The sequence below is a fragment of the Pannonibacter indicus genome (genome assembly GCF_001418225.1).
Lineage (GTDB): Bacteria > Pseudomonadota > Alphaproteobacteria > Rhizobiales > Stappiaceae > Pannonibacter > Pannonibacter indicus.
In genome coordinates, this window is sequence record NZ_LIPT01000003.1 from 94,655 (window position 1) to 107,495 (window position 12,841).

The window sequence follows — 12,841 nt, forward strand, 5'->3', positions numbered from 1 at the left end:
CACTACCCGGCATCCGCCGCGGAGGTGCCGATCAGCCAGTCGCGGAAGCCGGAGATGGGGCGGGAGAGGGGGCGGTTGGGGGAGCGGACGAACCAGTAGCCGCTGTCCAGCTGCAGCACCGGCCAGTCGGGCATGACGAGATGCCCGGCCGCCAGCTCCAGCATGACGAAGCGCCGGTCGATGACGATGGCGCCCATGCCTGCGATGGCAGCCTGAATGGCAAGGTCCCGGCTTTCAAGCACCATGCCGGAGCCGGCGTCGGGCAGCTTCAGTCCGGCATGGGCCAGCCAGCGGGACCAGTCATCGCGCCGGGAGGCGCTGTGCAGCAGCTTGAGGCCGGGCAGGGCGGCGTCCGGGCCAGCGTCTTCGCGCATCAGGCGCGGGGCCATGGCGACGGCCAGATGCTCGCGCCACAGCAGCGTTGCATCGATGCCTGGCCAGTCACCCCGCCCAAGCCGGATGGCGCAGTCGTAATTCTCCCTGTCGAGATCAACAACACGTGTAGAGGCTGAAAGCAGCAGCTCCACATCGGGCTGCGCGGTCTGAAACTGCGGCAGGCGCGGGATCAGCCAGCGGGTGGCGAAGGTGGAGACGGTGCTGATGCGCAGTTCCGTCCGGCCCCGGCGGCGGAACCCGTCAACGGCTGATTCAATGCGGTCAAAAGCATCGCCCAGCCCGGCGGCCAAGCGCTTTCCCTCTTCGGTGAGAGACAGGCCGCGCCCGTCGCGCAGCACCAGTGTGGCGCCCAGCTCGCTCTCCAGCTTGCGCAGCAGATGCGACAGCGCAGAAGGCGAAATGCCGAGATCGTCTGCAGCCTGCGCGGCGCGGCCATTGCGGGCGAGAAGTGCAAAGGCATGCAGGGCGCGCAGGGAGACCATGGGTTCACACGATGGGTTCGGCAGGCCGGGGCGGCTTGCGGGATTATTGAGTTTACATCAATAAACCGGCGAAGCTCCCGCAGTCCAGTGCCTCACGCTTCAATCGCTCCCAGAACCCCTTCGAGGAAGCCGGCAAGATTGCCGGTCACGAAGTCGATATGCGGGGCATCCTGACCTTCCATCTCCCATTCCTCGCGGAAGACTTCGCGGGTTTCCTTCGGCACGATCAGCGCCGTGCGCATGCCCAGCTTGTGCGGCACCACAAGGTTGCGCGGCAGATCCTCGAACATGGCAGCCCTTGCGGGCGCAACACCGGTCTTGGCAATGAAGGTCTGATAGGTCTCGAGATTCGGCTTCGGCAGAAGGCCTGCGGCGACGATGTCGAAGATGTCCTCGAAATGATCGCTGATGCCGAGCGCGGCGGCGGTGCGCTCCGCATGGGGGCGGTCGCCGTTGGTGAAGATGAACTTGCGGCCCGGCAAACGGCTGATCGCCGCGCCAAGCGCAGGGTCGGGCTTTACGGGCGAATAGTCGATGTCATGCACATAGGCGAGGAAGTCATCCGGATCGATCTTGTGCTGCATCATCAGCCCGCGCAGTGTGGTGCCGTAGTCGCGGTAGAACTCCTTCTGCTTCGCCCGCGCGGCATCCTTGCCGATGCCGAGCAGCTTCGCGATGTAGTCGGAGATGCGGACGTCGATCTGCGAGAACAGATCAGTTTCCGCCGGATAGAGCGTGTTGTCCAGATCAAAGACCCAGGCCTCCACACCGGTGAAGGCCCGAAGATCATGACGATGGGCGCCCTGGCCCTCGCCCGGTGTGGGGATGGTGTCTGTCACTTGCTGATCAGGGTCCCGGCGCCGCGGTCGGTGAAGAGTTCCAGCAGGACGGCGTGCTTCACCTTGCCATCAAGGATGACCACGCCCTCGACGCCGCGGTCCAGCGCCTCGATGCAGGTTTCCACCTTCGGAATCATGCCGCCGGAAATGGTGCCATCGGCGATCAGCTCACGCGCATGGGCAACGGTGAGGTTCTTGATCAGCTTGCCTTCCTTGTCGAGCACGCCGGGCACGTCGGTCAGGAACAGCAGGCGCGAGGCATGCAGCGCACCGGCGATGGCACCGGCGAACGTGTCGGCGTTGATGTTGTAGGTCTCGCCATCTTCGCCGGGGGCCACGGGGGCCACCACGGGGATCAGATCTTCCTTCAGCATCATTTCCAGCATCACCGGATTGACATGTGCAGGCTCGCCGACGAAACCGAGATCGAGGATCTTCTCGATGTTGGAATCCGGGTCCATTTCGGTCCGGGTCAGCTTGGTGGCCTTCACCAGATTGCCGTCCTTGCCGCACAGGCCGACCGCACGGCCGCCCTCGGCATTGATCAGCTGGACGATTTCCTTGTTGATCGAACCGGCCAGCACCATCTCGACGATCTCGACGGTTGCCTTGTCGGTGACGCGCAGGCCGCCGCGGAACTCGCTGACGATGTTGAGGCGCTTCAGCATGTTGCCGATCTGCGGGCCGCCGCCATGGACGACCACCGGATGCACGCCGGACTGGCGCAGCAGGGTGATGTCACGGGCAAAGGCCTTGCCCAGATCCGCATCGCCCATGGCATGGCCGCCGTACTTCACCACGATACGCCGCTTGTCATAGCGCTGCATGTAGGGCAGGGCCTGGGCGATGATATGGGCGTTGTTGCTGAAGTCCGGGGTGCTCATGTGCGGGAACACTCGCTGCTGCTGTGGCGGGAAAAGGCGCGGAAGCCCTTGATCGGAAGCAGGGGCTTGCAGCGTCTATAACCGGTTTGGCCGGGTATCTCAACGGATCGCGTGACCGGGCACGCAAGCTTCATTCGGTGCTTGGGCCGGCGCACGCCTCAGGGCAGCGCGCAGATTTCCGCACGCAGAAGGTCTATCCCCAGCCCCTTTTCGGAGGAGGTGGGGATGAGCACCGGGTGGGCCGCCGGGCGCTTGCGCAGGATCCCGGCTGTTGCCGTCATCAGCGTGGCCAGCTGGCCGGGCTTGATCTTGTCCGCCTTGGTGAGAACCACCTGATAGACGACGGCTGCCTTGTCGAGCAGCTGCATGGTCTCAAGGTCGTTGTCCTTGATGCCATGGCGGCTGTCGATCAGGAGGAAGACGCGGCGCAGGTTCGGCCGTCCGCGCAGGTAGGAGAACACCAGCTTCGTCCAGGCATCCACCATGTCCTTTGGCGCCTGGGCATAGCCATAGCCGGGCATGTCCACCACAGTGACGCCCGCGCCATCGGCGCCGAAGAAGTTCAGCATCTGCGTGCGGCCGGGCGTGTTGGACGTGCGGGCAAGGCCCTTGCGGCCGGTCAGGGCGTTGATGAGGCTGGACTTGCCCACATTCGAGCGCCCGGCAAAGGCGATTTCCGTGCCGCGCGAGGCCGGAAGCTGGCGCATGTCGGCAACGCTGGTCTGGAAGGTCCAGGGGCGGTTGAACATAAGCCGGCCGGCTTCAAGCTGTTCGTCGGTAAATTCGGGCAAGTCGGTCATGATGTGCTTTTAGCTGGCTGCGGCCGCGCCGTCGAGCGCAGGTTGAGCATGTGGCAAACAGAAGGGCCTGCCGTGTGGCAGGCCCTTTGGTCTTTGGTGCTGGGGAAGGCTGGATCAGCTCTTCTTTTCCGCCTCGGGCGCGCCCTTCTTGCGCTTGAACGTGTCCCTGAGGTTCCCCCACAGTTCCACCTTCACGCCCTGGCGGCGCATGATGATGTACTGCTGGGTGATCGACAGGCTGTTGTTCCAGGCCCAGTAGATGACCAGACCTGCCGGGAAGGAGGCCAGCATGAAGGTGAAGAGCACCGGCATCCAGGTGAAGACGATCTGCTGTGCCGGATCGGTCGGCGCCGGGTTCATCTTCATTTGCAGGAACATGGTGATGCCCATAATGATCGGCCAGATGCCCAGCATCAGCAGATGTGGCGGGGTCCAGTCGATCAGGCCGAACAGGTTGAAGATCGTCGTCGGATCCGGCGCGGAAAGGTCCTGAATCCAGCCAAAGAATGGCGCATGGCGCATTTCGATGGTGACGAACAGCACCTTGTAGAGTGCGAAGAACACCGGGATCTGGATCAGAACCGGAAGGCAGCCCGCCAGCGGATTGATCTTCTCGGTCTTGTACAGCTCCATCAGCGCCTGCTGCTGCTTGGCCTTGTCGTCCTTGTATTTCTCGCGGATGTCCATCATCTGCGGCTGCACGAGCTTCATCTTGCTCATGGAGACATAGGACTTGTTGGCCAGCGGGAAGAAGATGACCTTGACCAGAACGGTCACCAGCAGGATGGCGATGCCGAAGTTGCCGACCAGATGGAACAGCCAGTCGATGACATAGAACATCGGCTTGGTCAGGAAGTAGAACCAGCCCCAGTCGATCAGCAGATCGAAGCGGTCGATGCCGATGCTCTCCTCATAGGCGGCCAGAAGCTTGGTTTCCTTGGCACCTGCAAACAGATAGGTGCTGGCTTCCTGCGTGCTGCCGGGCGCAATGGAAACCGCGTCGCCCAGGTAATCAGCCTGGAAATTGTCGGTGGCCTTGTTGTAGCTGAAGCTCGGCTGGAAGCTGGTGCCCGGCTCCGGCGCAACCGTCGCAGCCCAATACTTGTCGGTGAAACCGACCCAGCCGCGGTTTGCCTTGGCCGGCATGATCTTACCCTCTTCGGCGATGGTCTTGTACTTGATCTCGTGCAGGCCTTCGTCACCGGTTACACCGATCAGGCCTTCATGGAGAATGTAGAAGCCTTCGGTGTGCGGCGTGCCGTTGCGGACAATGAGGCTGTAGGGATAGAGCGTCAGATCGCCGCCCGTGTTGTTGGTCACCGACTGGGTGACCTTGAACATGTAGTTCTCGTCAATGGAGAAGGTGCGGCTGAACACGGCGCCTTCGCCATTATCCCAGGTCAGGGTGACCGGCGTGCCGGGGGTCAGATTGCTTTCGCCCGCAACGGTCCACACCGTATCTGCACCCGGCAGTTTCACCTGTGCGCCCGGTTCCGCCACCCAGCCATTGTCGGCATAGAAGGCACCCTGCGTGCCCTTGGGCGAGAACAGGGTGATGAGCGGGCTGCCCTTGTCGACCGTCTCGCGGTAGTCCTTCAGGCGCAGGTCATCGACCCGGGCACCGGTCAGGCTGATGGAGCCGCTCAGGCGCGGTGTCTCGATGGAGACGCGCGGTGCTGCTGCAATCGCCTGCTCACGGCTGAGCGGGCCGGTGGCTTCACCTGCGGAACCGGGGACGCCAGCCGTGCCGGATGCGGCACCGGGCGTTGCGCCGGGTGCCGGAGTGCCGGCCTGCTGTGCCTCGGCCTGCTGCTGCGCGGCCTGCTGAGCCTGCTCCAGCTGCGGCCGGGCGACAAAATACTGCCACCCGAGAAGGACCACCAGCGACAGCGCGATGGCGATGAATGTGTTGCGGTTGTCAGCCATGAGCTGCGGTTACCCCTGTCTCTGTCCTGACCCCTGTGCGGGTTCCTTGCCTTGTGCCTGCCCGCCTGCCTTTGGCTTGCGGTTGTCACGGCGGCCCTGCCGTGATCCGTTGCCCTTGCGCTCCAGAGCAGGCTTGAGCCCTGAGTTAAGCTCTCTTACCAGATCTGCAAAGGGCTGATTCAGCGCGGCGCGGCGTCCTATGATCACAAAATCCGCACCGGATGGCACGTCTTCGTCCTGAAGTTGCGCAACAGCCGCGCGCAGCCGCCTCTTGATCCTGTTCCGCTCAACCGCGTTGCCGGTCTTTTTGGTCACCGTGTAGCCGACGCGGGCCGGGCCATCATCTTCGCGTTTCAGGCCCTGTAATGCAAAAGCGCGCCGGTCTGTCCGTCCACCTTTGGCGACGGCCAGAAACTCGGAGCGCTTTTTAAGAGTTTTCATGTGCTGCGGCGTTCTGAAATCCAGAGCCTCGAAAGGGTGGTCCGAAGCGCCGCTGCGGGGCGCTATCAGGCACTCAGGCTCTTGCGGCCCTTGGCCCGGCGGCGGGACAGGACCAGACGGCCATTCTTTGTCGCCATACGTGCGCGGAAGCCATGACGGCGCTTGCGGACGAGGCGGCTGGGTTGATACGTACGCTTCATTTTTCTATTCCGCGCCGTCGCGCGGCCCTTTTATTCGAAACTTGAGGCTGGATGCATCCTGCCGCCACAAGGCAAGCCTGCTCCGTGAGACAGGCCGGATGCCGGTCCGAGTCGAGCGCGCTTATACGAGGGCTCCGGCGGTGAGTCAACGCAGAACCGCCTTTTCCCGCGCCAATGCATGGCTTTGCCCTGCCTGCAGGCCGCAGAAGGCTGGATTTGCACAGCTGGCTCAGGTTCCGCCGGTGCCATGCTACCCTGCACCTGTCCGCCGTCCTGGGGAATCGCCACTGCGCAACGGCTTGCCGGCGGGGTGGCTGACATGGCGCCTGTGCCGGGTTATAATGCAGAAGCAGGTGCTTGGGGCGGATGAGGGGCGCTGGAGCAGAGTGATGAAGCACGAACAGCCGCCCTTGACGTCCGGAGGGGCCGTTCCGCCCCCCGGTGAAGGGCAGCATGCCGTTCCGCCTGCTCCTGCTCCCGCAGGAGGGGCAGTCCGGCGCCGCTCGGCCGGCCTGTCCGGTAAACTGCTGCTTCTGACAGTGCTTTTCGTCATGCTGTCGGAAGTCTTCGTCTATGTGCCGTCGGTCGCCAACTTCCGCAGCACGTGGCTGAAGGACAAGCTCACCACCGCCGGTGTGGCCGCTGCCGTCCTGTCCGAAACCAACACCATCGCCCCGCGCCTTCAGGAAGAGCTGATGCGGGTGACGGGGGCCGTCGCCATCTCTCTCACCCACAAGGGCCGCCGCAGCCTGATCGCCATGAGCGGCCTGCCGGAAGAGATCCGCTATGTCATCGACATGGAGGAGGAGACGCCCTGGAGTGCCATCCGCGACAGCGTCGGGGTGCTGTTTTCCGATGGCTCCGGCCTGATGCGCGTCAGCCAGCCGCTGCCGATGGGCTCCAGCGCCGGGGATGACGTGCAGAAGGTGGATATCGTGCTTCCGGTCGCCATGCTGCGCAAGGACATGCTGGCCTTCTCGGGCCGCATTCTCGGGCTGACGCTGATCATCTCGGTGATCACGGCCAGCCTCGTCTATCTGGCGCTGCGCTGGATGTTCGTGCGCCCGCTGCAGCGCCTGTCGGCGTCCATGGCCCGCTTTGCCGAAGATCCCGAGGATACGGCGCGCATCATTGTGCCGGGCGGACGTGACGACGAGATCGGCGATGCGGAAAAGCGGCTGGCTGACATGCAGCGGGGCCTTTCCCGCGCCCTGCACCAGAAGCAGAGGCTGGCGGACTTGGGTCTTGCCGTGTCCAAGATCAACCATGACCTGCGCAACCTTCTGGCCTCGGCGCAGCTGTTCATGGAGCGTATCGAGCATGTGCCCGATCCGACCGTGAAGCGGCTGGTGCCGAAGATCCTGGCGACGCTCGACCGTGCGGTCGGCTACACCCAGGCCGTGATGGCCTATGGCAAGGCACGGGAAGAGCCGCCGCGCCGCCGCCTGATCCGCCTCGAGCGGGTGGTGAGCGACGTGGCCGAGCTGCTGGCGCTTGCCGAGCATCCGGGCATCGAATTCGAGAGCCGCGTGGCCGAAGGCTTCGAGCTGGAGGCAGATCCGGAGCAGCTGTTCCGGGTGCTGGTGAACCTGTGCCGCAATGCCGTGCAGGCGATGGAAGCGGGTGCAGATGCCGCCCATGTCTGCCGCCTGACCATTGAAGCGGCGCTGATCGAGGGCGAATGCCTCATCCGCGTCAGGGATACCGGGCCAGGCATTCCCCCTGCCGTGCGTGCGGGCCTGTTCCGGGCCTTCCAGAGCGGAGCAAAGAACGGCGGCACCGGCCTTGGCCTTGCCATCGCCCTTGAGATCGTGCGCGCCCATGGTGGCCGCCTCGTGCTGGAAGACGCAGGGCCCGGGGCCACCTTCTGCATCCAGCTGCCGCAGCGTGCCGCGCCGGAGGCGTGACCCCCTGCCGGTGAGCCCGGCAGGCCGGAAGCTTCTCAAGCCCTTGCGGCGCCTGAGTCTTTTCAGGGCGTGATGCGTCGGCATCAAAAGCCTTGGTATGAGACGCGGGGTGCGGTGGAACGGAGTTTTCGCCGTCCTTACTATCCGGCAGAGCCTTTGCGGCGGGGCAGGGGCTGCTCCGGACCTCAGGCCAAATCAGATCTGCGGCTTCTGCCTGGGCGGGAGGGCGAAGGCCCTTTGCCGGATATGTTATCCACCGCCATGCACAGCGGCTTGCCCGTTATTTTTCCGCAAGAGACTGCGGTTTTCCGGCGCTGGATAAAAAAACTCGAAAAGGCCCCTTGCATTCCGTCCGGGAGGCCGGTAGATACCGCCTCGTTCGCAGCCGCCGCGGCAACGCGGTGAACGAACAGCTGTCCGGTTCCTTCAATGGTTCGCCCCGAAGGCCAGCAACCGGATACTGTATCACACAGGCACTGCGCGCCCGTAGCTCAGCTGGATAGAGCACCAGACTACGAATCTGGGGGTCAGAGGTTCGAATCCTTTCGGGCGCGCCATCCTTCTTCCTTGAAATGCCTAAGTATAGCCGCAGGTACAGCAGGGATTGCACCTGTTTCGCGGGCGGCATGCCGCCGCTGTACCGGAAAACGCAAGGATTACCGCACTCAGCGGGGCGGACTTTTGAGCCGTCGATGCAGGGGCTGGCGTCGCGTCTGCGGCTGGCCTATCCCGGCCTTTCAGTCAACACCGGCTCGAACGATCCGGCCGGATACGATCTGGTGGTCAATGCGACGCCGCTCGGCATGAAAGAGGGAGATCCGCTGCCGGTGGATCTGTCTCGCATCGACCCGTCGGCCTTTGCCGGCGAGGTGGCAAAACCGGGATCACTCCGTTCCTCGCCGCAGCGCGCGAGCGCGGCTGCCAGTTTCAGGTTGGCACCGACATGCTTTTCGAGCAGATCCCGGCCTATCTTGAGTTCTTCGGCTTCCGTTCTGCAACGCCGGACGAACTGCGCGCCGTCGCCAGGATCGCCTATTGAGCGCCGCATCGGGCGCTCATTCGCAGGTGCCGGGCGGGGTCATCAGTCGCTTAAAGCGTCCACCCGCCATCTTGCTGCGGTGACTGAGGGCTCGAGGCTGAGACGGCCGGCGATCTGTTCGACGGCCTTGTCCGTCCGGCTGTCGGCGTGGACGGTTGCTTTGATCTCGACCCGGTCACTGTCTTCGATGTTGCTGCTGTCCAGCTGGCGCAGATGCATGGCGCTGGCCGCAAGCCCCTGCAGCAGCAGGGCCCGGACATGAGCCTCCTGATCTCCGCGGCAGACAATGCTGATCCTGTAGCCGACGTCGAGCTCCGTGGAAGACAGGGGCTGCCGGTTGATGCGGAAGACCAGCGGCCGCAGGAGCAGGTTGACGGTCATGACCAGCCCGGTGACGATGGCGGCATAGGCGAGGGCACCGGCTCCGGCGAGAACCCCGACGGAGGCCGAGCACCACAAGGTGGCGGCCGTGTTCAGCCCGCGCACGTTAAGGCCCTCTCTGAAGATGATGCCCGCGCCGAGGAAGCCGATTCCGGAGACGACCTGGGCGGCAACCCGTGTGGGGCTGGCATCGCCGGGAACAACCGTCGAGAAGACGACGAAACTCGCCGCCCCAAGCGCAACAAGGGTATTGGTCCGCAGCCCGGCAAGCCGCTGGCGCCATTGCCGTTCAAAACCGATGGCAGCTCCCAGCAGCATGGCCGCGGTCAGGTGGAGAGCTGCGGCTTCGATCGCCATCGTCATGTAATTTGTATCCCTTGTTCTTGTTCCGGTTGCGCCGCCGTCCCGCGCAGCAGGAGGATGGCGGCGCGCTGGGCCTTGCCGGCAAGACTGAAACCTGTCCTGACCCCGGCGGGCGAAACCAGTCCGGCACGATAAAGATGCATTGTGACAGTCAGTGCTGCGCCCGCGAGCTGAATCAGGCGGCGGATCATGAGATAACGGGTTGCTTCACATAAAGCTCTCAGCCACGGGCACTTGTTCCCTCTGATCATCTCCGGGCCTCCTTCGGTTCATGAACCTGCAGCCGGGCTGCGCCCGCGCTCCGGCCAGTCCCAAGGACCCAGGTGTCCGGAACGCGAGCGCTGTCCGCAGCCGCTGTCTTGCGGGCCCGTCAGCCGGCCAGCAGATGCCCGAGGAAGGCATAGGCGAGGCCGAAGTAGATGAAGACGCCGAGCAGATCCATGATCGAGGTGATCATCGGCGAGCTCAGCGTGGCCGGATCCGTGCCGATGCGGCGGGCGGCAAACGGCAGGAGCGCGCCGATCAGCCCGCCCAGCACGGTGCAGGCGGCCATGGACAGGCCAACCACCAGCAGCACATCGCCTCCCACGCCCTTGCTGAAATAGGCCAGCACGGCCTCAAGCAGGGCAATGATAACGCCGAGCGTCAGCGCCACGGGGATTTCGCGCTTGATCACGAACCAGATGTCCCGCCAGCGCAGCTTGAGGTCGCCAAGCGCCATGGCACGGATGACCAGCGTTGCGGACTGGCTGCCCGTATTGCCGCCCATGTCGACGATTGGAGCGATGAAGGCTGCCAGAACAATGGTCTGGCTCAGGATTTCCTCCTGAGCGGCGACGAAGGTGCTGGTGATCACGCCAAAGACAGTCAGCATGATCAGCCAGAATGAGCGGACCTTGAACATCTCCAGAAAGCTGGAGGCCCTGAGATCGAGGTCAGGACCGCCGCCGGGAGCGACGTTGCCGCCGAACTGCAGCACCCGGCGCCCGCGCTGGGCCTCGGCGGCATCCAAGGCGTCATCAACGGTGACAATGCCGGCCAGCGCATTGCCGCCATTGACAATGGGCAGCGCCAGCAGGTCGTAGTCGGCAATCTTCTGCACCACGCTGTCGCGCTTGTCCTGCACATGGGCGAAGATCACCCCCTTGCGCATGATGCTGGACACCTGCACCTCGTCGCGGGCGAGGAGCAGATCGCGCAGGGACACGACACCGGTCAGCCGGCGCTGGTCATCGACCACATAGGCCTCGTAGATTGTCTCCCGGTCGGGGGCCTCCTGCCGCAGCCGGTCGATGGCTTCACGGACGGTGAGATCCGGCGTCAGAGTTGCATAGTCGGAGGTCATGATCGAGCCGGCCGTGCCCTCGGGATAGGAGGCCAGCTTGCGGATATCCTCGCGCTCGGCATGGGCGATCCCGGGCAGCAGTGCCTGCTGCTGATCGGGTGTCAGCCGGTTGAAAAGATCGGCGCGCTCGTCATGCGACATCGCCGTGACAAGCCGGGCCAGATCGGACCGGCTCAGCTGACCGGCAACCGCCACCTGGATGGCGGGCTCGTAATAGCCGAAAACCTCCGCCCCGCGCCGTTCGGGCAAAAGCAGCAGGATCTGCGTGATCTCCTCCGGGGCGAGGCTTGCGGTTACTGAGGCGATGTCTGCCGGATGCCGGTCGGCCAGCGCGGCCTTGATGGAACCGGTGTCCTTGCGGTCAAGGAAGCTGCGGAAGGCTGCGGCCGTGATGAGGGTGGTCATGGTCATTACTCCGTCGATGGTCAGGCGGCCACCGGCGGAGGACCCGCCATCAACAAGGTGGCAGGATCAGACGCCGGCGGGCAGTTGGAATGGGCTTGAGGGGCATGGCCACGGGGCACGAATGCCGCGCGGCCCAACGTCTAGGTCGGTCGTCCATGGGAGTGCTCCGGTCTGGGTTCAGGCTGCCCGCAGGCAGCCGGTAAGGCTAGGCTGGCGCAGTGCAAGCGGCAATCGTGCAGACTGCATGCTTGCGCCGTCGTCTGCGGCCGGGTCCTCGGTGGTCCAGCGGCAGCAGAGCCTGCCGTTTGAATGGGGGACAGACCAGCGGCAGATCAGCTGGCGGCCGGAGACAGGCCGTGCACCTTGCCGCACGTCAGGCCGGAAATGGCTGGCCTGTGCCTTTGCTGCTGGGAAGATCGCATGCTCCGGCAGAAGCCGGCCAGCCTGCGGAAACAAGATGAGCTTGTTCATTGTTCACCTCCTGCGACCCCTCACGGCGGGGGAAGAGGTGAACGGGGCCGCCCTCAGGCGTGGACGCCGCCGGTCACCCGGCCCTTGCCGGGAGCGATCTGTTCTGTCTGGAGTGGCGCCCGCTTCAGGACGCCACGACTAGAATAGCCGTCCATGGTTCTCTCGATTGTCAGATTGGCCCGCAGCTGCACCAGCGCGGACGAAAGTCAAATAGGCCGATGGTTTGTTGAGATCAAGGGAAAAATGGCGCTGACCGCACCGAAGACCTGCAGCGGGCTGCTGGCGTCTGCAGAAAATCGCAGCAAAAACAACGGGCCGCCACGGGAGCGGTGGCCCGGTCTGGCGCGTCTTTTACCTTCCAGAGGGGATCAGAAGGCGTAGGAGGCGCCAAACATCAGACGATGATTGGTGGAGCTTTCCTTGAAGGTGGTGGAGCCGAAGGACTGCTTCTTGTTGTTGCCCATCTGCCAGTTGTAGCCGCCGAACAGGCCAAAGGCCGCGTCCATCCGCGACGAGGACTTCTTGCCGCTGCCCTTGCTCCTGCCGGTGTTGCCGGACACACCGGCCTCAAGGCCCATGTAGCTGCCGGCAAACAGCGGCTTTTTACGCTCATGCGAGCTGACGTTCTTATAGTCCGGCAGGTTGCCGGGCATATCGGCGGCGAAGGCTGGCAATGCAGCCGAGCAGACAATCGCCGCGGCAAGGCCGCGCACTCCGGTGCGGGCGGCAGAGCGGTTCAGGGAAACAAAGGAAAAACGCATGGGGCTCTGCTCCAGGCGATCATCATCCGGCCGGCGGGCTGCCGGGTGGCAGTCGAATTCCCGGACCGGGACTACGGATCAGATCAATTTTTTATTGTTATTCAATAATTTTCAAATGAATGAATTATATTTTTTGTCAATTGCATTGTTCTCTCATTGCGGGGTGCCGGCATGAGCGGTACTACTGAACCCAGTAGCCCC

Annotated in this window: 12 protein-coding genes, 1 tRNA gene and 1 pseudogene; 3 read left to right on the plus strand and 11 right to left on the minus strand. The window is 63.9% G+C overall.

Going from position 1 to position 12,841, the window contains the following annotated elements; all coding sequences use genetic code 11:
* Nucleotides 1–2: 2 nt before the first annotated feature.
* The 7 genes from ASC48_RS06245 to rpmH form a co-directional block, all read right to left on the minus strand.
* Nucleotides 3–878: a LysR substrate-binding domain-containing protein gene (locus ASC48_RS06245; protein WP_055454936.1), complete on the minus strand. Its 876-nt coding sequence runs from the start codon at nucleotides 876–878 to the stop codon at nucleotides 3–5.
* Nucleotides 879–970: 92 nt separating this feature from the next.
* Nucleotides 971–1,717, minus strand: a complete 747-nt coding sequence (locus ASC48_RS06250) for a pyrimidine 5'-nucleotidase (protein WP_244270014.1) — start codon at nucleotides 1,715–1,717, stop codon at nucleotides 971–973.
* Nucleotides 1,714–2,601, minus strand: a complete 888-nt coding sequence (gene argB / locus ASC48_RS06255; RefSeq protein ID WP_055454938.1) for an acetylglutamate kinase — start codon at nucleotides 2,599–2,601, stop codon at nucleotides 1,714–1,716. Before argB ends, ASC48_RS06250 begins: the two co-directional genes overlap by 4 nt.
* A gap of 158 nt (nucleotides 2,602–2,759) precedes the next feature.
* On the minus strand, nucleotides 2,760–3,401 hold the full coding sequence (gene yihA, locus ASC48_RS06260; RefSeq protein ID WP_055454939.1) for a ribosome biogenesis GTP-binding protein YihA/YsxC: 642 nt from the start codon (nucleotides 3,399–3,401) through the stop codon (nucleotides 2,760–2,762).
* Nucleotides 3,402–3,515: 114 nt separating this feature from the next.
* Nucleotides 3,516–5,327, minus strand: a complete 1,812-nt coding sequence (yidC, locus tag ASC48_RS06265) for a membrane protein insertase YidC (RefSeq protein ID WP_055454940.1) — start codon at nucleotides 5,325–5,327, stop codon at nucleotides 3,516–3,518.
* 9 nt (nucleotides 5,328–5,336) lie between these two features.
* Nucleotides 5,337–5,768, minus strand: a complete 432-nt coding sequence (gene rnpA, locus ASC48_RS06270) for a ribonuclease P protein component (RefSeq protein WP_055454941.1) — start codon at nucleotides 5,766–5,768, stop codon at nucleotides 5,337–5,339.
* 65 nt (nucleotides 5,769–5,833) lie between these two features.
* Entirely contained in the window at nucleotides 5,834–5,968 is a 135-nt protein-coding gene (rpmH, locus tag ASC48_RS19270) for a 50S ribosomal protein L34 (RefSeq protein WP_026355454.1), read from the minus strand.
* A gap of 389 nt (nucleotides 5,969–6,357) precedes the next feature.
* Between rpmH and ASC48_RS06275 the strand changes: the two genes are divergently transcribed.
* From ASC48_RS06275 to ASC48_RS19920, 3 genes and pseudogenes are all read left to right on the plus strand, one after another.
* Nucleotides 6,358–7,875, plus strand: a complete 1,518-nt coding sequence (locus tag ASC48_RS06275; protein WP_055455267.1) for a sensor histidine kinase — start codon at nucleotides 6,358–6,360, stop codon at nucleotides 7,873–7,875.
* A gap of 480 nt (nucleotides 7,876–8,355) precedes the next feature.
* A tRNA-Arg gene (locus ASC48_RS06280) sits at nucleotides 8,356–8,432 on the plus strand.
* Between the two features lie 126 nt (nucleotides 8,433–8,558).
* Nucleotides 8,559–8,914 (plus strand): annotated as a pseudogene (locus tag ASC48_RS19920) (shikimate dehydrogenase family protein); the annotation flags it as partial.
* 42 nt (nucleotides 8,915–8,956) lie between these two features.
* On the opposite strand, the gene ASC48_RS06290 reads toward ASC48_RS19920, so the two are convergent.
* The 4 genes from ASC48_RS06290 to ASC48_RS06310 all read right to left on the minus strand — a co-directional run bounded on the left by ASC48_RS06290 (nucleotide 8,957) and on the right by ASC48_RS06310 (nucleotide 12,640).
* Nucleotides 8,957–9,658 carry an MgtC/SapB family protein gene (locus tag ASC48_RS06290; protein ID WP_055454942.1) on the minus strand — a complete coding sequence of 234 codons (702 nt, stop codon included), beginning with the start codon at nucleotides 9,656–9,658 and terminating at the stop codon, nucleotides 8,957–8,959.
* Nucleotides 9,655–9,909 carry a hypothetical protein gene (locus ASC48_RS06295; protein WP_141658889.1) on the minus strand — a complete coding sequence of 85 codons (255 nt, stop codon included), beginning with the start codon at nucleotides 9,907–9,909 and terminating at the stop codon, nucleotides 9,655–9,657. The genes ASC48_RS06290 and ASC48_RS06295 overlap by 4 nt, the downstream gene beginning before the upstream one ends.
* 119 nt (nucleotides 9,910–10,028) lie before the next feature.
* Entirely contained in the window at nucleotides 10,029–11,408 is a 1,380-nt protein-coding gene (gene mgtE / locus ASC48_RS06300; protein ID WP_055455268.1) for a magnesium transporter, read from the minus strand.
* Between the two features lie 839 nt (nucleotides 11,409–12,247).
* Nucleotides 12,248–12,640 carry a hypothetical protein gene (locus ASC48_RS06310; protein ID WP_055454945.1) on the minus strand — a complete coding sequence of 131 codons (393 nt, stop codon included), beginning with the start codon at nucleotides 12,638–12,640 and terminating at the stop codon, nucleotides 12,248–12,250.
* Nucleotides 12,641–12,841: the final 201 nt, after the last annotated feature.

Coding starts and splice junctions, on each gene's coding strand:
- ASC48_RS06245 (WP_055454936.1), bottom strand. CDS start 878: ATGGTCTCCCTGCGCGCCCTGCATGCCTTTGCACTTCTCGCCCGCAAT.
- argB (WP_055454938.1), bottom strand. CDS start 2,601: ATGAGCACCCCGGACTTCAGCAACAACGCCCATATCATCGCCCAGGCC.
- yihA (WP_055454939.1), bottom strand. CDS start 3,401: ATGACCGACTTGCCCGAATTTACCGACGAACAGCTTGAAGCCGGCCGG.
- yidC (WP_055454940.1), bottom strand. CDS start 5,327: ATGGCTGACAACCGCAACACATTCATCGCCATCGCGCTGTCGCTGGTG.
- rnpA (WP_055454941.1), bottom strand. CDS start 5,768: ATGAAAACTCTTAAAAAGCGCTCCGAGTTTCTGGCCGTCGCCAAAGGT.
- rpmH (WP_026355454.1), bottom strand. CDS start 5,968: ATGAAGCGTACGTATCAACCCAGCCGCCTCGTCCGCAAGCGCCGTCAT.
- ASC48_RS06275 (WP_055455267.1), top strand. CDS start 6,358: ATGAAGCACGAACAGCCGCCCTTGACGTCCGGAGGGGCCGTTCCGCCC.
- ASC48_RS06290 (WP_055454942.1), bottom strand. CDS start 9,658: ATGACGATGGCGATCGAAGCCGCAGCTCTCCACCTGACCGCGGCCATG.
- ASC48_RS06295 (WP_141658889.1), bottom strand. CDS start 9,909: ATGATCAGAGGGAACAAGTGCCCGTGGCTGAGAGCTTTATGTGAAGCA.
- mgtE (WP_055455268.1), bottom strand. CDS start 11,408: ATGACCACCCTCATCACGGCCGCAGCCTTCCGCAGCTTCCTTGACCGC.
- ASC48_RS06310 (WP_055454945.1), bottom strand. CDS start 12,640: ATGCGTTTTTCCTTTGTTTCCCTGAACCGCTCTGCCGCCCGCACCGGA.